23 protein-coding genes are annotated in these 17,739 nt (G+C 45.5%); 21 read left to right on the top strand and 2 right to left on the bottom strand.

The genetic code is table 11. From position 1 onward, the window contains the following. The first annotated feature begins 28 nt into the window (after nucleotides 1–28). The 12 genes from ACWJJ4_RS12180 to ACWJJ4_RS12235 all read left to right on the top strand — a co-directional run bounded on the left by ACWJJ4_RS12180 (nucleotide 29) and on the right by ACWJJ4_RS12235 (nucleotide 8,757). Entirely contained in the window at nucleotides 29–1,249 is a 1,221-nt protein-coding gene (locus ACWJJ4_RS12180) for an EAL domain-containing protein (RefSeq protein WP_003154615.1), read from the top strand. A gap of 443 nt (nucleotides 1,250–1,692) precedes the next feature. Continuing rightward, a complete protein-coding gene (locus ACWJJ4_RS12185; protein WP_003154613.1) occupies nucleotides 1,693–1,932 on the top strand; it encodes a YkuJ family protein in 240 nt (79 codons plus the stop codon). Nucleotides 1,933–2,054: 122 nt separating this feature from the next. Next, nucleotides 2,055–2,573, top strand: coding sequence for a ribonuclease H-like YkuK family protein (locus ACWJJ4_RS12190; RefSeq protein ID WP_020955744.1), 519 nt, complete (start codon nucleotides 2,055–2,057; stop codon nucleotides 2,571–2,573). Nucleotides 2,574–2,713: 140 nt separating this feature from the next. Further along, nucleotides 2,714–2,905: an antirepressor AbbA gene (abbA, locus tag ACWJJ4_RS12195; protein WP_007409618.1), complete on the top strand. Its 192-nt coding sequence runs from the start codon at nucleotides 2,714–2,716 to the stop codon at nucleotides 2,903–2,905. Nucleotides 2,906–3,048: 143 nt separating this feature from the next. Next, nucleotides 3,049–3,492: a cyclic-di-AMP-binding protein CbpB gene (cbpB, locus tag ACWJJ4_RS12200; RefSeq protein WP_003154608.1), complete on the top strand. Its 444-nt coding sequence runs from the start codon at nucleotides 3,049–3,051 to the stop codon at nucleotides 3,490–3,492. A 140-nt stretch (nucleotides 3,493–3,632) separates the two neighbouring features. Further along, nucleotides 3,633–4,514, top strand: a complete 882-nt coding sequence (gene ccpC, locus ACWJJ4_RS12205) for a transcriptional regulator CcpC (RefSeq protein WP_007611101.1) — start codon at nucleotides 3,633–3,635, stop codon at nucleotides 4,512–4,514. Between the two features lie 111 nt (nucleotides 4,515–4,625). Next, nucleotides 4,626–5,099 carry a flavodoxin gene (locus ACWJJ4_RS12210; RefSeq protein ID WP_070081741.1) on the top strand — a complete coding sequence of 158 codons (474 nt, stop codon included), beginning with the start codon at nucleotides 4,626–4,628 and terminating at the stop codon, nucleotides 5,097–5,099. After that, nucleotides 5,089–5,982 (top strand): WD40/YVTN/BNR-like repeat-containing protein, encoded by an 894-nt coding sequence (locus ACWJJ4_RS12215; RefSeq protein WP_071391904.1) that lies wholly within the window; start codon nucleotides 5,089–5,091, stop codon nucleotides 5,980–5,982. Before ACWJJ4_RS12210 ends, ACWJJ4_RS12215 begins: the two co-directional genes overlap by 11 nt. 26 nt (nucleotides 5,983–6,008) lie before the next feature. Further along, nucleotides 6,009–6,464 (top strand): flavodoxin, encoded by a 456-nt coding sequence (locus ACWJJ4_RS12220; protein ID WP_077722141.1) that lies wholly within the window; start codon nucleotides 6,009–6,011, stop codon nucleotides 6,462–6,464. Between the two features lie 81 nt (nucleotides 6,465–6,545). Then, nucleotides 6,546–7,256, top strand: a complete 711-nt coding sequence (gene dapD / locus ACWJJ4_RS12225; protein ID WP_007409623.1) for a 2,3,4,5-tetrahydropyridine-2,6-dicarboxylate N-acetyltransferase — start codon at nucleotides 6,546–6,548, stop codon at nucleotides 7,254–7,256. A 70-nt stretch (nucleotides 7,257–7,326) separates the two neighbouring features. Beyond that, complete coding sequence (locus ACWJJ4_RS12230; RefSeq protein WP_182068817.1) at nucleotides 7,327–8,451, top strand: N-acetyldiaminopimelate deacetylase; 1,125 nt, start codon at nucleotides 7,327–7,329, stop codon at nucleotides 8,449–8,451. 60 nt (nucleotides 8,452–8,511) lie between these two features. Continuing rightward, nucleotides 8,512–8,757: a YkuS family protein gene (locus ACWJJ4_RS12235; protein WP_003154596.1), complete on the top strand. Its 246-nt coding sequence runs from the start codon at nucleotides 8,512–8,514 to the stop codon at nucleotides 8,755–8,757. Nucleotides 8,758–8,790: 33 nt separating this feature from the next. On the opposite strand, the gene ACWJJ4_RS12240 is transcribed toward ACWJJ4_RS12235, so the two are convergent. Then, nucleotides 8,791–9,597, bottom strand: a complete 807-nt coding sequence (locus ACWJJ4_RS12240) for a mechanosensitive ion channel family protein (protein WP_060386912.1) — start codon at nucleotides 9,595–9,597, stop codon at nucleotides 8,791–8,793. A 287-nt stretch (nucleotides 9,598–9,884) separates the two neighbouring features. Between ACWJJ4_RS12240 and ACWJJ4_RS12245 the strand changes: the two genes are divergently transcribed. Both ACWJJ4_RS12245 and rok read left to right on the top strand, forming a co-directional pair. After that, entirely contained in the window at nucleotides 9,885–10,343 is a 459-nt protein-coding gene (locus ACWJJ4_RS12245; protein ID WP_146283574.1) for a redoxin domain-containing protein, read from the top strand. 451 nt (nucleotides 10,344–10,794) lie between these two features. Then, nucleotides 10,795–11,391 carry a transcriptional regulator Rok gene (rok, locus tag ACWJJ4_RS12250; RefSeq protein ID WP_070081746.1) on the top strand — a complete coding sequence of 199 codons (597 nt, stop codon included), beginning with the start codon at nucleotides 10,795–10,797 and terminating at the stop codon, nucleotides 11,389–11,391. A 20-nt stretch (nucleotides 11,392–11,411) separates the two neighbouring features. Here rok and ACWJJ4_RS12255 read toward each other — a convergent pair whose 3' ends face one another. Further along, a complete protein-coding gene (locus ACWJJ4_RS12255; protein ID WP_069473386.1) occupies nucleotides 11,412–12,404 on the bottom strand; it encodes a coiled-coil domain-containing protein in 993 nt (330 codons plus the stop codon). Between the two features lie 145 nt (nucleotides 12,405–12,549). Between ACWJJ4_RS12255 and ACWJJ4_RS12260 the strand changes: the two genes are divergently transcribed. The 7 genes from ACWJJ4_RS12260 (at nucleotide 12,550) to ACWJJ4_RS12290 (ending at nucleotide 17,738) form a co-directional block, all read left to right on the top strand. Continuing rightward, the gene (locus tag ACWJJ4_RS12260; RefSeq protein ID WP_146283573.1) at nucleotides 12,550–13,152 is read left to right on the top strand and encodes a molybdenum cofactor guanylyltransferase; all 603 of its coding nucleotides are present in this window, start codon (nucleotides 12,550–12,552) and stop codon (nucleotides 13,150–13,152) included. 51 nt (nucleotides 13,153–13,203) lie between these two features. After that, complete coding sequence (locus tag ACWJJ4_RS12265; protein ID WP_077722145.1) at nucleotides 13,204–14,223, top strand: molybdopterin-synthase adenylyltransferase MoeB; 1,020 nt, start codon at nucleotides 13,204–13,206, stop codon at nucleotides 14,221–14,223. A 17-nt stretch (nucleotides 14,224–14,240) separates the two neighbouring features. Next, nucleotides 14,241–15,533, top strand: a complete 1,293-nt coding sequence (locus tag ACWJJ4_RS12270; RefSeq protein WP_102421866.1) for a molybdopterin molybdotransferase MoeA — start codon at nucleotides 14,241–14,243, stop codon at nucleotides 15,531–15,533. Beyond that, nucleotides 15,494–16,015, top strand: a complete 522-nt coding sequence (gene mobB, locus ACWJJ4_RS12275) for a molybdopterin-guanine dinucleotide biosynthesis protein B (RefSeq protein WP_102421867.1) — start codon at nucleotides 15,494–15,496, stop codon at nucleotides 16,013–16,015. Before ACWJJ4_RS12270 ends, mobB begins: the two co-directional genes overlap by 40 nt. Next, nucleotides 16,016–16,486 carry a molybdenum cofactor biosynthesis protein MoaE gene (locus ACWJJ4_RS12280; RefSeq protein WP_003154579.1) on the top strand — a complete coding sequence of 157 codons (471 nt, stop codon included), beginning with the start codon at nucleotides 16,016–16,018 and terminating at the stop codon, nucleotides 16,484–16,486. Then, nucleotides 16,483–16,716, top strand: coding sequence for a molybdopterin converting factor subunit 1 (gene moaD, locus ACWJJ4_RS12285; RefSeq protein ID WP_007611118.1), 234 nt, complete (start codon nucleotides 16,483–16,485; stop codon nucleotides 16,714–16,716). Before ACWJJ4_RS12280 ends, moaD begins: the two co-directional genes overlap by 4 nt. 323 nt (nucleotides 16,717–17,039) lie before the next feature. Beyond that, nucleotides 17,040–17,738 (top strand): YIP1 family protein, encoded by a 699-nt coding sequence (locus ACWJJ4_RS12290; protein ID WP_077722147.1) that lies wholly within the window; start codon nucleotides 17,040–17,042, stop codon nucleotides 17,736–17,738. The last annotated feature ends 1 nt before the right edge of the window (nucleotide 17,739 follow it).

Here is a 17,739-nt window from a genome sequence, read left to right on the forward strand (position 1 = left end):
AGACAAAGATAGAGAAGCAGGTGATAACATGTTGGACCCACTTGATATACTGACGAATATTGATGATGTCATTCCGTATTACCAAGCGATTTTTAACGCTGAGGAACAAAGAGTCGTAGGCTACGAAGTGCTTGGGCGGATTTTGGCAGATGCGGAGATTGAGAGCCTCGGGCCGTTTTTCTTAGATTCCGGCATTCCGGAAGAATATAAGCTTGAGGTCGATGACAGAGTCATCAGGCAGGCGCTGGAGCGGTTTAAAGAAGCTGATCGCGATCTGTTGATTTTTATCAATCAGGATGCGAATGTATTGATGCTTGACCACGGCGAGAGCTTTCTTGAGCTTTTGAAAGAATACGAAGAGCAGGGCATTGAATTGAACCGTATTGTGCTTGAGATCACCGAGCACAATTTCGAAGGCGACATTGAACAGCTGTACCATATGCTTGCCTACTATCGTACATACGGCATTAAAATCGCGGTGGACAATATAGGTAAGGAGAGCAGCAACCTGGACAGAATCGCGCTCCTTTCACCGGACCTTCTGAAAATAGATTTGCAGGCGCTGAAGGTATCTCAGCCGTCACCATCATATGAGCATGTGCTGTACAGCATTTCATTGCTGGCGAGAAAAATCGGCGCCGCGCTGCTGTATGAAGATATAGAAGCTGATTTTCAGCTCCAGTACGCATGGAGAAACGGAGGCCGATTTTTTCAAGGCTATTATCTGCAGGCGCCGAGCGGCGATTTTATAGACCGGAGCCTGTTAAAAGCACGCTTGAAAACGGAGTTTCAGCAATTTATCACGAGAGAAAAAAAGAAGCTGGAGACAGTATACGAACACTCTGAGAATTTTTATAAGCGGGTCAATCAGGCAGTTTCCGAACTGAAGAAAACCCATCAGGCGGACGATGAGTTTATTAAAAAACTGGCGGAAAACCTGACCGACTGCTGTTTCAGAATTTATATGTGTGATGAAGAAGGCTATCAGCTGACGGGAAATGTGTTCAAGCAGTCCGGCGAATGGCTTTATCAGCCTGAATACGTGGAGAAAAACTGGAGCTGGCGTCCGTACTTTTTAGAAAACATTATGAAGATGCGGAATTCAAGAAAAGGCTTTTTCAGTGACCTGTACAGTGATATTGAGACGGGTGAGATGATCAGAACCTTTTCATACCCGATGGATGACAATATGTATTTATTTATCGATCTGCCTTACTCTTATTTATATGAACAGGACGGGTTACTTTAAAGCGGCTGCTGTATGCCGCTTTTTTTATAAATGTGAAAAAGTTTTAAAAAACGATTGACAATGATAGTGATAATCATTATCATTTAGTTATAGAGAGAAGTTACTCTCTGTTCCCCAACCCCTCTATCAGATCAAGATCCGAAAAAGCTTGGCGCTACCCCCGCCAAGTTTTTTTATGCTGTCTCCTCATAAAAGGGCTTCTCCTCACATACATCTGACAATGGCGGCTCAAAAAGCGAAAAATTATTTTTGAAAGGTGTATGACATTCCGAAAAAAGCTTCAAACTATTCGAAAACACGGTTTTCCCGTTTATTTTCTTATTGAAAATCCAGCGGGAAAATGCCATCCCGGTCTACTTTATGGTATGATGCTCTGTAGGACTTGTATTATAATAAATACTTGTTGATTTGAAGTTGTTTTTTGAAAGGAGTCTTTTTTTAGAATGTCACAATTAATGGGTATCATCACGCGGCTGCAAAGTCTGCAAGAAACAGCGGAAGCGGCTAACGAGCCGATGCAGCGTTATTTTGAAGTTAACGGCGAAAAAATTTGCAGTGTTAAATATTTCGAAAAAAATCAAACGTTTGAACTGACGGTTTTCCAAAAAGGTGAAAAACCTAACACATATCCGTTTGATAACATTGACATGATTTCTATTGAAATTTTTGAGCTCCTTCAGTAATGTGATTTGATTTTTCAGGCTGACCAAGCTTCCGGTCTTCCGCAAGCGGAGCTTTATTAAATCATGCAAAGGAACGTGCTTGTTCGTTTGGTTGTAGACTCTGGAAAGAGGAGTGTCCGTACATGGCTGATTCTTTTCTGTTTTATAATCTTTCTGAGGCACAGATGACCTTTCAAGACGTGACGGAGCGGCTGAAACGCTTTGTCAATAAAGACCCCCGTTCAGCATACGTGCTGTCTGTAGGGACGGATTCACAAGTTTACCGTGACTTCACAAAGTTTATTACGGCTATACACTTGCACCGTACAGGCAAGGGAGCTTGGGGCTGTTTGAAAAATCACGATCTTGCAAGACCGATACATAGCCTTCGCGAAAAAATTTCGCTGGAAACCGCGTTCAGCCAGGAGATGGCTGCGCATATCCTCGACGGCCGTCTTATGGAACTGACAGATTTGCTCTTGCCTTTTGCGGATGAAGGGGCGGATCTTTCATTTGAAGTGCATCTGGATATCGGTCAAAAAGGGCTGACAAAAGAATTGATACAAGAAATGACCGGCCGCATTACCTCGATGGGCATTGAAGCGAAAATCAAGCCCGATTCCTGCACAGCATTCAGTTATGCCAATCGTTACACAAAATAATATTTCATACAGAATCCGCAAAATGTCGAATTATGCGGTTGACGATTTTTTTCTGTTTACTTATTCTAGCGGTAGAGCTGAAAGCAAATTTCACCTTGCTTTCGGAGGTATTCAGTTAAAAATAGGGGGCCTGATTACGTATGAGTCTTATCGGTGAACGATTTACGGAAGAAGAACAGAAACTTCTGCTGAATATCCTGATCAATCAAGAATATGCCATTGAGCTTTTGACCAGCGAAATCAACGATATAGAAGCAGGGTCAAAAAGCGTTGATGGAACCACTTATAAAAAACTCGTAACGCTCTATGACCGTTTTCGGAACGAAAATTAATCAGCGGCCTATAAATTGATACTCGATTGCAAAGAGTATCTTTTTTATTGACGGAAACTTTTCGACAAAAAATGATAATGTTTATATTATTGCAATATAGGGAATACATGCTTTGATGAAAAATGTAAAGGGGTCGAAGTGACATGATTAGCTTACAATCAGATCAGCTTCTTGATGCAACAGTCGGACAATTTATGATCGAGGCGGATAAAGTGGCGCACGTTCAAGTCGGAAACAACCTTGAGCATGCTCTATTAGTGCTGACGAAAACCGGCTATACCGCCATTCCCGTCCTTGACGCTTCGTACCGTCTGCACGGTTTGATCGGGACAAATATGATTATGAACAGCATTTTCGGACTTGAACGGATCGAGTTTGAGAAGCTGGATCAAATTACGGTTGAGGAAGTCATGCTGAAAGACATTCCCCGTCTCCACATCAATGATCCGATTATCAAAGGGTTCAGCATGGTCATTAACAACGGCTTTGTCTGCGTTGAAAATGATGAAGGCGTCTTTGAAGGCATTTTCACGAGAAGAGTCGTATTAAAGCAGTTGAGCAGTCATATCAGATCATTGAATAAGTAGGCTCGCACGATCAGCCTATTTGTTCTTTCGCATGCCAGAAAAAGAAAACGCATACATATGAGTGGCGCTTGCCTCGGCAGCCTTTATTTGATTAGAATGGTAGATAAGAAATATGAAAAGGCATTGAAAAGGAGGACGACATGCAGCTTCAAGAGCTTCATATGCTCGTAGTTTTAGCTGAGGAATTAAACATGAGGAAGGCTGCCGAACGGTTATTCGTGTCACAGCCGGCTCTGTCCCAGCGATTGCAGACCATTGAAAAAGCCTGGGGAACAAAGATCTTTCTTAGGTCTCAAAAAGGACTTACGGTAACGCCGGCAGGAGAAAAAATCATACAATTTGCAAATGACGTCACGGATCGGCAAGAAAGAATCAGAGAAAACATTGATGAACTTGAGGGTGAGATTCACGGCACATTAAAGCTTGCCGTCGCCTCGATTATCGGGCAGCACTGGCTTCCGAAAGTGTTAAAAACATATGTGGAACGATATCCGAATGCAAAGGTCTCTCTCATTACAGGGTGGAGCAGCGAAATGCTGAAAAGTCTGTATGAAGATCAGGTACATATCGGCATTATCCGGGGAAATCCGGAATGGAAAGGCCGGAAAGATTATTTAATGACCGATCATTTATATTTGGTCGATACGGAAATTTCCTGTATTGATGATATTGCCCATACCGACCGGCCGTTTATTCAATTCAAAAGTGACAGTACATATTTTCAGGAAATTCAGCATTGGTGGCATCAAAAATTCAAAACTTCGCCGAAACAGACCATCCTTGTCGATCAGATTGAAACGTGCAAGCAGATGGCGCTGCACGGGATCGGTTATGCCATTCTGCCGTCAGTCACCTTAGAAGAGGAAGACAAAGTAAATAAAATGCCCCTGCTTGATACAAAGGATCATCCGATCGGCCGTGACACATGGCTGCTCGGATATGAGCCGGCATTTGAATTAAAACAGGTGCAGGCTTTTGTTTCTGTCATTAAAGATATGCTGAAACAGGAACGCCCATTTTAGAAAGACAGCAATCATGCTGTCTTTTTTTATTTTTTATTGACAATGAAAATCATTATCATTTAAAGTGTTATATATGTTAATGAAAATCATTATCAATTACGAGGTGATCATATGCAGAAAGCATTAATGATATACGCAAGCATGTCGGGGAATACAGAGGATATTGCCGGCATTATAAAAGAAACACTGAGCGGGCATCAGATAGCGGTTGACTGTCTTGATATGGACGAAGCAGATGCGGATTCTCTCAAAGCATATGATTATGTTTTTGTCGGCACATACACATGGGGGGATGGTGATCTTCCTTACGAAGGGGAAGATTTTTACGAAGATATTCTGCACAGCCAGCTCAACGGACTGAAAACGGCCTGTTTCGGTTCAGGCGATCACGCCTACCCGAAGTTTTGTGAAGCGGTCACGCTGTTTTGCGATGCGTTTGAACAGGCCGGAGCCAATTTATACCCGGAAACGCTGAAAATTGAGCTGGCGCCCGAGACGGCTGAAGATCAAGAATGCTGCAAAGAATTTGTCCGCGGTTTTCTTGCATGGGCCGCTCACCACGGAGACCGGTGCCATGTTTCATAAAGGCGCGACGGCTGTCATGGCATCAGTATCTTCGGGATTTTTTGTCGCTGTGAAAGACGAAGGTATTTTTCATTTTTCGGCGGAAGAAGGCTGGAAAAGACTATTCCGAGTGAAAAGCAGGATTCATGTGCTGACTTATATAGGGCCCTACATATTCGCAGCTGGAGAAAAAGGCGCCGTCCTCAGATCGGCCGATCAAGGAAAGACTTGGACGGCCTCCCGATTTCCGACCAGCGCCTCCGTATGGGCCGTTGCCGGACGGAATGACGGATTTGTCTGTGCGCACGGCACATACTGCCTCTACTTATCTGATGATTTCGGCGTCACTTGGCATGTGGCTAAGCCCTTTTCACAATTAAAGGAGCCGCCTGTCATCCGTTCGCTTTGTTTACACGGTCAGACGATTTATATCGGCACCCGGATTCATATGAATCATGGCGGCATTTGGGCGTATGATCTGACGGAAGGCCGCATCCGGCGTATAAGCCGTGAAAGGCAGCGCATGACGGCTTCAATGATGATGTATCAGAATGACTGGCTCATTGCAGCAAAGGGCGCGGCAAAGGGAGAACGGGGGGAGGTTGCCGTTCGAAACGTGCGGACGCAAGAGGAGTTTGCCATTACAGCCGGGGACGCTGTAAGGGAAAAGTCATTTCTCGACGTTTCTGAGGATAACGGGACTATTTATGTCACATCGTCACAGGGCGAAAGCGGATTTTCGCGTATTTATCAAGCTGATCTTGCCGCCGGTGAATTAAAGTGGTTTGATACGATCCGCGGTCACGGATGGCGGGTGGCCAACCGGGAAGAAAACTTTTTTTGCGCGGGCCTTTACGAAAGTAAGTTTGTCAGACCGTATGAGGCGGTTCGGCTCGCACATTAGTTTTTATGCATAAAGGAGAGACGAAGATGGGGAATGTATTGCTTGTTTACGCTACAATGTCAGGAAACACCGAGGCGATGGCGGATTTAATTGAAAAAGGGCTGATCGAAGCACAAGCATCCGTAGACAGATATGAAGCGATGGATATTCATGCCGAACTTTTTAATGATTACGAGTATATTTTATTAGGCACATATACGTGGGGAGACGGGGATCTTCCTGATGAAATGCTCGATATTGTAGAAGATATGGAAAACCTGGAGTTTACGGGAAAAACATTTGCTTTGTTCGGTTCCGGAGATACGTCCTATGAGTTTTTTTGCGGAGCGGTTGACGAATTGGAAAAAGTAATCACGGCCCGCGGCGGACGGGTGGTGCTGCCGTCGGTCAAAATTGAAAACAACCCTGAGGGCAGTGAGGAAGAAGAGCTCCGGGAATTCGGAAGACAGTTTGCTGCGCTGTGCAGCCAGCCGGCAGAATAAAGGCTTGTTCCTTTTTTTCTTGTCTTTGTATCCTTCCTTTGTTACAGTAATGAGGTAGAAAATCAGAGGAGGACAATACATATGAAAATGATGGATGCAAATGAAATTATTTCATTTATTCAAAATAGTACAAAATCAACGCCTGTAAAAGTGTATGTAAAAGGCGATCTTGAAGGAATCAGCTTTGGCGATTCCGCTAAAACATTCCTGAACGGCCAATCCGGCGTCGTTTTTGGCGAGTGGGCTGAAATTAAAAGCGCAATCGAAGAAAACAAAGACAAAATTGAGGATTACGTCATTGAGAATGACCGCCGCAACTCTGCGATCCCGATGCTTGATTTAAAAGATGTTAAAGCGAGAATCGAACCCGGCGCTATTATCCGCGACCAAGTCGAAATCGGCGACAATGCCGTTATCATGATGGGTGCATCTATTAATATCGGTTCAGTCATCGGCGAAGGTACGATGATTGATATGAACGTTGTTCTCGGAGGACGCGCGACTGTCGGCAAAAACTGCCACATCGGAGCGGGTTCTGTATTAGCGGGCGTTATTGAGCCGCCTAGCGCTAAGCCTGTTGTCGTAGAAGACGACGTTGTGATCGGCGCAAATGCGGTTGTGCTTGAAGGCGTAACAATCGGTAAAGGCGCGGTTGTCGCCGCCGGAGCCATCGTTGTAAATGACGTCGAGCCGTATACCGTTGTAGCGGGAACACCAGCGAAAAAAATCAAAGATATCGATGAAAAAACAAAAGGAAAAACAGAAATCAAACAGGAATTACGCCAGCTGTAAGGAATGGTTTGATAGAATGGGCGTGGATGATAAAATCCACGCCTTATTCTTATCTCAAGGAGGAATACATATGGAAAAAGAGCGGCTCATTGCCATCCGAAGAGATCTGCACCGCATTCCGGAGATCGGCTTTCAGGAATATAAAACCCAGCAGTACCTGCTGAATCTATTAAACCAATATCCGGAAGAAAGAATTGAAATCGAAACTTGGAGAACCGGCATCTTTGTCAAAGTCAACGGCACGGCTCCGGAAAAAATGCTCGCCTACAGAGCGGATATAGACGCTCTGTCGATTGAAGAGCAGACGGGGCTTCCGTTTGCATCTGAGCACCCCGGTTTTATGCACGCATGCGGCCACGATATGCACATGACCATCGCGCTCGGCATTATTGATCATTTTGTCCATCATCCCGTCAAACATGATCTGCTCTTTTTATTCCAGCCGGCTGAAGAAGGACCGGGCGGAGCGGCACCGATGCTTGAAAGCGATGTGCTGAAAAAATGGACGCCGGATTTGATCACCGCCCTCCATATAGCACCTGAGCAGCCGGTCGGCACCATTTCCACCAAAAGCGGATTGCTGTTTGCCAATACGAGCGAGCTTGTCATCGATCTTGAGGGGAAAGGCGGACATGCGGCATATCCGCATACAGCAGACGACATGGTCGTTGCCGCGAGCACGCTTGTCACGCAGCTGCAAACAGTCATATCCAGAAATACGGATCCGCTTGACAGCGCTGTAATTACTGTCGGAACGATTACCGGGGGCACGGCGCAAAATATCATCGCAGAGCATGCTCATTTGGAGGGAACCATCCGGACGCTTTCCGAGGAATCAATGCGTATGGTGAAAAAGCGGATTGAAGAGCTTGTCAAAGGAATTGAAATCGGCTTCCGATGCAAAGGAAAAGTCACGTATCCGTCCGTTTATCATCAAGTTTATAATACAAGCGGCCTGACCGAAGAATTTATGCAATTTGTCAGCGATCATCAGCTTGCTGACGTGAAAACGGCGAAAGAAGCGATGACCGGAGAAGATTTCGGATATATGCTGAAAAAATATCCCGGCTTTATGTTCTGGCTGGGGGCCGATTCATCCCACGGGCTTCATCACGCCAAGCTGAACCCGGATGAAGATGCGATGGAAACCGCGGTAAATGTCATGGTCGGATATTTTTCGAAGTATGCCAATTAAATCCGAAAAGAAGAATAATCTAACAAAAATTGAGCATTCTACATAACGGAGGTGTTCAATATGACGAAAAAAATTGGAATTGAACAATCTTTATCGGATGTAGAACAGGCGTTAAAACAAAAAGGATATGACGTAGTGATGATGAAGACTCCTGAGGATGCGAAGAATTGTGACTGCTGTGTCGTAACCGGACTTGACAGCAATGTTCAAGGAATTGCCGATACGTCAACTCAGGCTCCCGTCATTACGGCTTCCGGAATGACCGCCGACGAAATCTGCAGCGAAGTGGAAAAAAAATTTCATTAAAAAGAAAAAACCGAAGCTTACGCTTCGGTTTTTCTATTCGGCGGAAGCGGCGTTTTTAAAACGGTCGAGCGCGATTTTTATTTCTCTCCGCAGTACGCGTTCAACCCGCCATTGCTCCATATTTTCTGTTTTGGCAATGATTCTGATCACCATTTCTGACGTGCTTAAATCTTGAACCCCGATGACGTCCGGCCCTTCCTTAATCTGCGGGAGCTCAGCGGCTGCTTTGTCACACGCGGTTTGCAGAATTTGAATGGTTTCATCAAGATTTTTTTCAAGCGGCACTTTAATATCGACAAGCGCCTGCATCGTTCCGCGGGAATGGTTGCTCACATTCGTGATGCCCCGGTTGGGAAGATAGTGAAGCGTGCCGTCAAAGCTCCGGATTTGCGTCGTACGGAGACCGACCTGCTCGACAATGCCGCTGTAGCCGGCAACCGTAATATAATCACCGACGTCAATCTGTTTTTCCAAAAGGATAAAAAATCCGGTGACGATGTCACTGACAAGCCCCTGAGCCCCGAAGCCGACTGCGAGACCGACCACGCCGGCGCCGGCAATGAGAGCGCTCGGATTGTAGTGAAATAAATCCAAAATCATCACAATAAAAACGAATATCAGGATGTATCCATACACATTGAGCGCGAGGCTTCGCAAAGTATAAGCGCGGCCCGTGGAGAGGTTGTTTTGTTGCTCGAATTTCTGAAACAGATGCTTGATCAGCTTTTTTCCTGCCGTCCGGAAAATAAAGTACGCTAAAATAATGAGAGCCAGCTTTATGATGAAAATCCCGGCAGATGTGAGAAGCCCGGCCCAATCAAAGTGTTTTAAATCAATCATAGTGATGTCTTCCTTTCAAGTCTATTGCAGAAAAAGCTAAAAGTGATATACCCGTTTTTTAAATAAGATAAACCTTTTCATAGAAACCAGTTATTACATTTATGATTTGTTCATATTGCCCCGGTTTCAATATCTTCATTTTTGTGAAGATATGTACTAAAGAATCTCCACACTCATTTTAACATGGTGATTCAGCCAAATCATATCCTTTGGAGAGAAAACAGGAGGACGTGGCCCGGCGGACTGAAAGCCCCGGCAAAAAACTTTTTCATAAGGAGGGAAATGAGATGAAATTACATCAGCAAATGCCTGAATTGCCCGGCGCTGAAGCATGGATTAACAGAGAAGTCACGAAGGAACAGCTGGTCGGCGGAAAGCCGGCACTGATTCACTTCTGGTCCGCCAGCTGCCGCATGTGTAAAGAAGCGATGCCTGAGGTGAACGGGTTTCGTGATAAATATAAAGATCAGCTGAATGTGTTGGCCGTCCACACGCCCCGTTCCGAAGACGATCTTGATCTTGAGAAAATCAAGAAAACAGCGGCTGAGCACGATATCTCTCAGCCGATTTGCGTCGACAGCGATCATACGCTGACTGACGTATTTGAAAATGAATATGTGCCGGCTTATTACGTTTTTGATAAAAACGGACAGCTCCGCCATTTTCAAGCGGGAGAGAGCGGGATGAAAATGCTTGAAAAACGCATCAGCCGGGTACTTTCAGAAACGGAGCAGGCTTCTGAGTAATCGGGACAATCTCCGTCGGACTATTGTCTCGGTTCTGCAAACCCTTTGCCGTTAGGTAACAGGGTTTTTTTGTGTCTATTGGATAAAAAAATCCAATATGACATGTGTGGCTTAAAAAATAAGAGAAACAGCCGTAAACACGCTGTACCGCTTGTTTCATCCATATCATTATCTTTTACATATTATAGTCGAAAATTGTAGATATCACGCTAATTTTCATTAAACAAGTAATTTCAAGTTATATTTTGAAATGGTTGAATAAATTGGAACTTTGTCCAGAATCCCCTATATGATAAGGGATTTTTGTATATAAAGTACCATTTTCAGAAAATAAGCAATTTTTCATAGAGTAAATAAAATAGTAAAATGATAAAATAATAGTTGATAAAATTACTTTTGTAATCTAATATCTTAATAAAAGCGTTTAAATTTTTGACAGGGGGTTTTACACATGTTTAATGAAAGAGAAGCGCTGCGCTTACGTTTAGAACAATTGAACGAAGCAGAGGTAAAAGTCATTCGTGAATATCAAATAGAACGTGATAAAATATATGCAAAACTGAGAGAATTAGACAATACGGGCAGCCTGTCCGATACAAAAAAAGAGTTTCGTCCGGAGAAAAAAAATGACTCCCTCCCGGTACTTGCAGAGCTTGCAGCACAGGAAATGAGAAGCTATCAAAAGCCGCAGACACAGCCTCAATCCTCCCAGCAGCAGATGCAGTCTATTACGTCTCTTCCCGCAGGCATTCCAGACGGTTCTACAAGAAGAAGAAGAGGGACGGCGAGACCGGGATCGAAAGCGGCAAAACTGCGCGAAGCAGCGATTAAAACATTGAAACGCCACAATGCAGCGATCAAAAGTTCCGAACTGCAAAAGGAAATTGAAAAGGAAAGCGGCCTTGAAATTCCTAATATGACAACATTTATGCAAAGCTTAATTAAAATGTATCCGGAAGTGAAAAAACCATACCGCGGCCAATATATTCTTGAGGGAGAAATTTCTCAGGAAACAGCAGAAACGGCAAATGATACGGCTGCTGAATAAAACAGTAAAAACTGCTTGCGTTACTCAAGCAGTTTTTTTGCGCTTTCCCGTTTATTCTGCGGAAGTGACGCATCTTTTCCAGGCTTTTTTTCAAGCTTGACAACATATTTTTGGAAAGGCTTTTCGCCGTCAGCGCGTTCTTTCAACGCATCCAGTTTTTCATCAAACGACTGATCGCGGGACTCTGATTGTACAAATTGTTTTTGAAGGGAGATGACTTGTTCGGTAACGGCTGTAAGCAAGTCTTCTGCCTGAACAGTCTCTTTGGAAACGGAAGGAATTTCCAGAGTTTGTTCCGCCGGTTCCGCCGTGCGGCTGTCAATATCAGCAAAATGGCCGGCAATCCAAGCATCACTTTCGTCCAGCTGCCGTTTATACGAAAGAATGGTTTCTTGAAATAACTTTTCTTTCGTTTTTTCTATTTCTACAAGCCGTTCTTTTGTTTCTAGTATTCGATCTCTCATATGATTAATTTCTATTTTAATATGTTTGAGCTGGTATTCTTTTTCTATCATTTGTGTTTGGAGCCGGGTATTTTCGTCTGCAGCGGCATGATAACGCTGTTTCATATCTTCGTGAGAAGTCCGTTCGGTTTGAATGGCGGTCTCAAGTGAGCGGATGCGGGTATGTAAGTTTTTATTTTCTTCTTCAAATTTTATATTTGTAAGATGCAGACGATGCTTTTCTTCCATCTCATTTTTCCGACGAAACGTTTCCTGCTGAAGCAGTTCTTGCAGAATGACGATTTTATCCAGCAGCCCGGCTCTGATTTCATGCAAAGAACGCTCCGTGTCACTTGTCTGTTTGTGTTTTTGAGCCATGGCTTCCAATTCGTCAGAAAGCTTGTGAAGCCGCTCTTTAATATTGGCGTTTTCCTCCTGAAGCTTATTATTTTTTTGATGGAAGTAGCTTGCTTCAAATTCTGAAATTATTTTTCTGCATCTGGAAAGTTCGGATTTCAAGTAAAGGTTCTCTTGAGAAGTGTCGTGGAAAAACGGACCTGATATTTTCATAAGAACCATCTCCCTCATGATGTTAACACTACAATATGGGAAAGGAACAACGGCTATTCCTCTTAATTAAACAGACAAGCAACGTAATATTGTATTTCGGCTGAGGCGTTTGCTATGCTTTTATATAGAATGGGAGAGAGATGACATGAAACGGGTGAATGTAATATTAGCGGGGGGAGCTTCCCGAAGATTCGGAGAACCGAAAGCTTTTGCAAAGTGGAAGGGCGGCATGTTTTATGAACAGGCGAAAAAAGCCTTCGGCGGCGGAGAAACGGTAATTATCAGCCGCCCTGAGCATATAAAAAAGTTCTTATCAAACACGGAGCGGCATGTTTTTCCCGATGAGCCGCGGTTTCGGGGAATGGGCCCGCTTGCCGGCATATATACGGCAATGGAACAAACGGAAGGCGAAACATATACGGTCATATCCTGTGACACGCCGCTCGTGACAAGAAAAACGATGGCTGCGCTTGAAATGAAGCTGACCGGAAACCTGGACGCTGTCATACCGGTTTGTGAAAACAGAGAGCAGCCCCTCTTGGCGGTTTACCATAAACGGGTGCAGGATGTGCTTTTTGATCAGCTGACACAAAACAAACTGAAAATGACAGACACGCTGAAACGGCTGTCTGTCTGTTATGTGCAGGCTGAAGACATCGGCGCCGGGCCGGAGGAGTTCGCTAATGTCAACACATGGGATGATTACACCAGACTTTTGGCGCATGTCGAGTCTTCAAATCAGGACTGATCGGGAAGAAACATGGTATGATGGAAATAAAAATGCAAGGGGACAACACAGATGGAAGAGCGCTATTCGCGGCAGACAAGATTTAAGCCGATAGGGGAAAAAGGGCAGCAGGCGCTGGCTGACAGCAGTGTCCTGATTGTCGGAGCCGGAGCCCTCGGAACAGCCGCGGCAGAGGGCCTGGCAAGAGCCGGAGCGGGCCGTATGGCGATTATTGACCGGGATTATGTGGAGTGGAGCAATTTACAAAGACAGCAGCTGTATACAGAAGAAGACGCGAGACAGCGCCTGCCGAAAGCAATGGCGGCCAAGGCGCGTCTTTTAGAGGTAAACAGTGATATACATATCGATGCTTACGCGGCGGAAGGTACGGCGGAAACACTTGAACCGCTGATCGAACAAGCGGATTGCATCGTGGATGCGACAGATAATTTTGAAACGAGAATGGTCATCAATGATCTGGCGCAGAAAACGAAAACACCTTGGATTTACGGTGCCTGTGTCAGCAGTCAGGGAATGTGCATGACGATTATTCCGGGGGTTACGCCGTGTTTATCCTGCCTGTTTGAGCAAATGCCCGTGGGCGGAGCGACATGTGATACAGCAGGCATCATACCTCCGGCGGTTCATATCGTCTCCGCTTATCAGCAAGCGGAGGCGCTGAAATTGCTGACAGGAAATCATGCGGCGGTAAATCGGCGCTTTTTCACGTTTGACGTGTGGAATAACACCAATATGAGCATAAATGTGGATCAGATCAAACGGGATCATTGCCCTTCCTGCGGCGCGGAGCCTGTATATCCGTATCTGCAGCCTGAAAACAGGCCGAAAGCAAGCGTGCTGTGCGGAAGAGACACCGTTCAAATCAGATCGGAAGCCTTAAAGAGGCTGGATAAAGAAGAGCTTGTCAAACGTCTGAAGCAGATCGGTAAAGTGGAAGCAAATGAGTTTTTGCTGCACATGGCGTACGAGCGCTTCAGAATCGTTATTTTTCAGGACGGACGGGCTCTGATTCACGGTACAAACGATATAAAAGAAGCAAATTCAGTTCTGGCCAGAGTGATCGGATTGTAGGAAGGGGATGTATTGCTATGCTTGAAAAAAGAACGCCGATTCAGGTGGACGAAGCAGTCCGCCGGGTGAGCCGGTATAAAAAACAGGGGGATACCGAATGGGTGGCGCTGGAGGACAGTCTCCACCGCTATTTGGCGGAGGATGTTAAGGCGGATCATGATGTGCCGGCCTTTAACCGTTCTCCGTATGACGGGTTTGCCATCAGGGCGAGCGATTCAAAAACGGCTTCCCGTGACAATGCCGTCACCTTTGAAGTCATTGACCATATCGGAGCCGGCGCCGTGTCAGAAAAAGAACTCGGCCCTTATGAAGCGGTCCGCATTATGACGGGGGCGCAGATTCCAAAAGGCGCGGATGCCGTAGTGATGCTTGAGCTGACAAAAACGTTTTCTGAAAACGGCACGAATTACATGTCAGTGAAACGCCCTTTTGATGCGGGCGATAATATTTCATATCAAGGAGAAGATGCGAAAAAAGGCAGCTCGCTATTAAAAAAGGGGACGAAAATCACGCCGGGCGTAACCGCTCTTTTAGCAACCTTCGGCTATGCTTCCGTTCCCGTGGTCAGAAAGCCGGTTGTCGGCATTATCGCAACGGGAACCGAGCTTCTTCATGTCAGCGATCCGCTTGAGCCGGGGAAAATCCGCAACAGCAACGCTGCCATGGTGTATGCCCAGGTCATTGAAGCGGGTGCGGTACCGCTGAACTTAGGGAAAATTTCCGATGATTTTGATGACAGCTATGCTGCGGTGAAGGAAGCTATGAAAAAAGTTGATTTTCTGATCACGACCGGCGGCGTGTCAGTCGGCGATTTTGATTTTCTTCCGGACATTTATAATAAGCTCGGAGCGGAAGTTCTTTTTAACAAAGTGGCAATGCGCCCGGGGAGCGTGACAACTGTCGCCCGGGCCGATGACATGCTGCTGTTCGGCCTTTCAGGCAATCCGTCCGCATGTTATGTCGGATTCACCCTGTTTGTCAAACCGATGATTCAGACGTGGCTTCTGAATGAAAAACCTCATTCCGGATGGGCGGAAGCCGTGTTAACAAACGACTTTCCGAAGCCTAATCCATTTACGAGATTTGTGAGGGCGTTTGTTTATCATAAGGACGGAAAAATGATGGCGTCACCGGTCGGTCTCGACAAATCAAGCTCAGTCACATCTCTTGCCGAAGCAAACGCGTTTATCCTTCTGCCGGGAGGAACGAGGGGATATGAAGCGGGCCGGACGGTTCACGCGCTCCTCATCCGTGATGAGAATGGAAGTGAATGGCCGTGGTCAATTCTTTCCCGATCGTCCAGATCGTAGGTTTTCAAAACAGCGGTAAAACAACGTTTATTGAACGTGTGCTGAAAGCGGCGCCGAAAGAGTGCGATATTGGATGTTTAAAACATCACGGACATGGCGGAGAACCGGAACCTTTTTCTGACGGAAAAGACTCGGAGCGTTTTTCAAAAGCCGGAGCCGCGGTTACGGCAGTAGAAGGGGACGGCGTCCTGCAGCTTACGGCGCGAAAAAAATGGGATCTGGCGGGTTTGATCAGTCTGTATGAATGTCTGGGAATTGACGGTCTTCTCATAGAGGGGTTTAAACATGCGCCGCATCCGAAAATCATTATGATCAAAAACAGCGAAGATTGGCAAAAGCTGAAGCATTTGGAGCGCGTGATCGCGGTTGTCAGCAGAAATACGGAGCATATGCCGACAGATGCAGGCAAGCCCCTATTCCATGCGGACGATCCGGCTGCCATTATGTTTGTGCTTTCGCAGCTGAAAGGGGAATCTGCTTAAATGGAACGTTTTCAAATTACAAGGGAACCTATCATTGCGGAAAATATCGTAAAAAAAGTTGAAAAGCGTGAAGCCGGCGCCATCACAACGTTTATCGGCACGGTCAGAGAGTGGACTGCAGGACGGCGGACGGTGCGTCTCGAATATGAAGCGTATGAACCGATGGCTGTTCAAATGCTTTCTCAAATCGGCAGTGAAATCAGCGCGAAATGGGAAGGAGCCGAAGCTGCAATCACTCACCGTGTCGGCGTCCTTGATATCGGAGAAGCAGCGGTCGTAATCGCCGTGTCTTCTCCGCACAGAAAGGCGGCATATGAGGCGAATGAATATGCAATTGAACGGATAAAACAGATTGTGCCGATATGGAAAAAAGAAATCTGGGAAGACGGGGAAGAATGGATAGGCGATCAGCTGGAAACGACGCCCTATCCGAACGGAAAACCGGATTTGGATAAAGGGGAATCGCGATGATTAAAGTATTGTTATTTGCCGGGCTTGCGGAGCAGGCGGGAACACCGGTCATTGAACTTGACGAAAAAGAGACGGCGGCGTCTGCTGTAAAAACGCTGTTAAAGGAACGGTACGGCCTTCAGACGATTGACAATGCCATGATCGCAATCAATGAAACATATGTAAAAGACAACAGCACCGTAACAGAAGGTGATACCATTGCCTTTATCCCTCCTGTAAGCGGAGGGTGAAAAAAGAGCCGGATGTGCATCATTGCCATCCGGCTTTTTTGTTTATAGGCGCTGAATTTCAGAGAATATCTAAATGGGATTTAAAGGGTTTTTCAATTGAGGCGGTTTTCACTGCATGAATAGGCTGATAACAGTGCCTTTACGAGGTTTTGAGCCACCCGTCATACCGGTCTGACGATGCTTTTTTTTACATAATTATGGAACGTAAAGCTGAGAATTTGTGTTACAATTTAGCATAAATACGCAAACGGCAAAAAAATTGAAACTTCTCTCAGCCTAAAGCGTACGTATAAACAGAATAATACATAGGAGGCATCAGCCATATGGAACCAAACCTGGAAAAAAGCAATACGGCAGTAACGGAAAAGCCGTCAATTTTCGGCGTCATTACAAGTCCTGTTGTGCAGTTTAAAAGATTAAAAGAAAAGCCGGTCATCGGCATTCCTCTCCTGATTGTCATCATTCTCATTGCGGCGGGGAGTATTTTGCGCGGGCTCGGAATGAATTATGAAGAACTGCTGAACAGCTCATCTCTTGACGGATTGACCGATGATCAGATTGAAATGACCAAAACCATTGCGAAATTCGGCTCGATTTTCGGAGGGATTTTCGGAGGCATTATCGGTCTCTTTATCGTTCCGCTTATTTATTGGCTGTGCGTCAAAATTTCAGGCGGCGTGACAACTTATAAAAAAATGCTCTCACTCGGCCTCTTTACTGCATTTATTACTAACATCGGCTTAGTCATTAACGGACTTGTCATTTATTTTACCGGTGCAGGCTCACTGTACCCTGTCACATCTTTGGCGAGTGTCATACCGGCCGGAGACGGCGTATCGGTCTTTTTAAGCGCGATCGATATTTTCAGCATCTGGAGCTATATTCTGCTCGCTTTGGGACTTCGCTATACAGGCGGTATTTCGAAAAAAGCGGCCTGGACTTCCGCGATTGTCCTGTTTGTTATTATGCTTTTGGTTTCGGCAGTCGGAGGACTGTTAAGTTCAGTGACAGCAGGTGTATAAC

It is taken from the genome of Bacillus sp. JK62 (assembly GCF_053663455.1).

What these genes read in the sequence shown, in the direction of transcription:
- ACWJJ4_RS12180 (WP_003154615.1), top strand. Translation starts at nt 29, where the DNA reads ATGTTGGACCCACTTGATATACTGACGAATATTGATGATGTCATTCCG.
- ACWJJ4_RS12185 (WP_003154613.1), top strand. Translation starts at nt 1,693, where the DNA reads ATGTCACAATTAATGGGTATCATCACGCGGCTGCAAAGTCTGCAAGAA.
- ACWJJ4_RS12190 (WP_020955744.1), top strand. Translation starts at nt 2,055, where the DNA reads ATGGCTGATTCTTTTCTGTTTTATAATCTTTCTGAGGCACAGATGACC.
- abbA (WP_007409618.1), top strand. Translation starts at nt 2,714, where the DNA reads ATGAGTCTTATCGGTGAACGATTTACGGAAGAAGAACAGAAACTTCTG.
- cbpB (WP_003154608.1), top strand. Translation starts at nt 3,049, where the DNA reads ATGATTAGCTTACAATCAGATCAGCTTCTTGATGCAACAGTCGGACAA.
- ccpC (WP_007611101.1), top strand. Translation starts at nt 3,633, where the DNA reads ATGCAGCTTCAAGAGCTTCATATGCTCGTAGTTTTAGCTGAGGAATTA.
- ACWJJ4_RS12210 (WP_070081741.1), top strand. Translation starts at nt 4,626, where the DNA reads ATGCAGAAAGCATTAATGATATACGCAAGCATGTCGGGGAATACAGAG.
- ACWJJ4_RS12215 (WP_071391904.1), top strand. Translation starts at nt 5,089, where the DNA reads ATGTTTCATAAAGGCGCGACGGCTGTCATGGCATCAGTATCTTCGGGA.
- ACWJJ4_RS12220 (WP_077722141.1), top strand. Translation starts at nt 6,009, where the DNA reads ATGGGGAATGTATTGCTTGTTTACGCTACAATGTCAGGAAACACCGAG.
- dapD (WP_007409623.1), top strand. Translation starts at nt 6,546, where the DNA reads ATGAAAATGATGGATGCAAATGAAATTATTTCATTTATTCAAAATAGT.
- ACWJJ4_RS12230 (WP_182068817.1), top strand. Translation starts at nt 7,327, where the DNA reads ATGGAAAAAGAGCGGCTCATTGCCATCCGAAGAGATCTGCACCGCATT.
- ACWJJ4_RS12235 (WP_003154596.1), top strand. Translation starts at nt 8,512, where the DNA reads ATGACGAAAAAAATTGGAATTGAACAATCTTTATCGGATGTAGAACAG.
- ACWJJ4_RS12240 (WP_060386912.1), bottom strand. Translation starts at nt 9,597, where the DNA reads ATGATTGATTTAAAACACTTTGATTGGGCCGGGCTTCTCACATCTGCC.
- ACWJJ4_RS12245 (WP_146283574.1), top strand. Translation starts at nt 9,885, where the DNA reads ATGAAATTACATCAGCAAATGCCTGAATTGCCCGGCGCTGAAGCATGG.
- rok (WP_070081746.1), top strand. Translation starts at nt 10,795, where the DNA reads ATGTTTAATGAAAGAGAAGCGCTGCGCTTACGTTTAGAACAATTGAAC.
- ACWJJ4_RS12255 (WP_069473386.1), bottom strand. Translation starts at nt 12,404, where the DNA reads ATGAAAATATCAGGTCCGTTTTTCCACGACACTTCTCAAGAGAACCTT.
- ACWJJ4_RS12260 (WP_146283573.1), top strand. Translation starts at nt 12,550, where the DNA reads ATGAAACGGGTGAATGTAATATTAGCGGGGGGAGCTTCCCGAAGATTC.
- ACWJJ4_RS12265 (WP_077722145.1), top strand. Translation starts at nt 13,204, where the DNA reads ATGGAAGAGCGCTATTCGCGGCAGACAAGATTTAAGCCGATAGGGGAA.
- ACWJJ4_RS12270 (WP_102421866.1), top strand. Translation starts at nt 14,241, where the DNA reads ATGCTTGAAAAAAGAACGCCGATTCAGGTGGACGAAGCAGTCCGCCGG.
- mobB (WP_102421867.1), top strand. Translation starts at nt 15,494, where the DNA reads ATGGCCGTGGTCAATTCTTTCCCGATCGTCCAGATCGTAGGTTTTCAA.
- ACWJJ4_RS12280 (WP_003154579.1), top strand. Translation starts at nt 16,016, where the DNA reads ATGGAACGTTTTCAAATTACAAGGGAACCTATCATTGCGGAAAATATC.
- moaD (WP_007611118.1), top strand. Translation starts at nt 16,483, where the DNA reads ATGATTAAAGTATTGTTATTTGCCGGGCTTGCGGAGCAGGCGGGAACA.
- ACWJJ4_RS12290 (WP_077722147.1), top strand. Translation starts at nt 17,040, where the DNA reads ATGGAACCAAACCTGGAAAAAAGCAATACGGCAGTAACGGAAAAGCCG.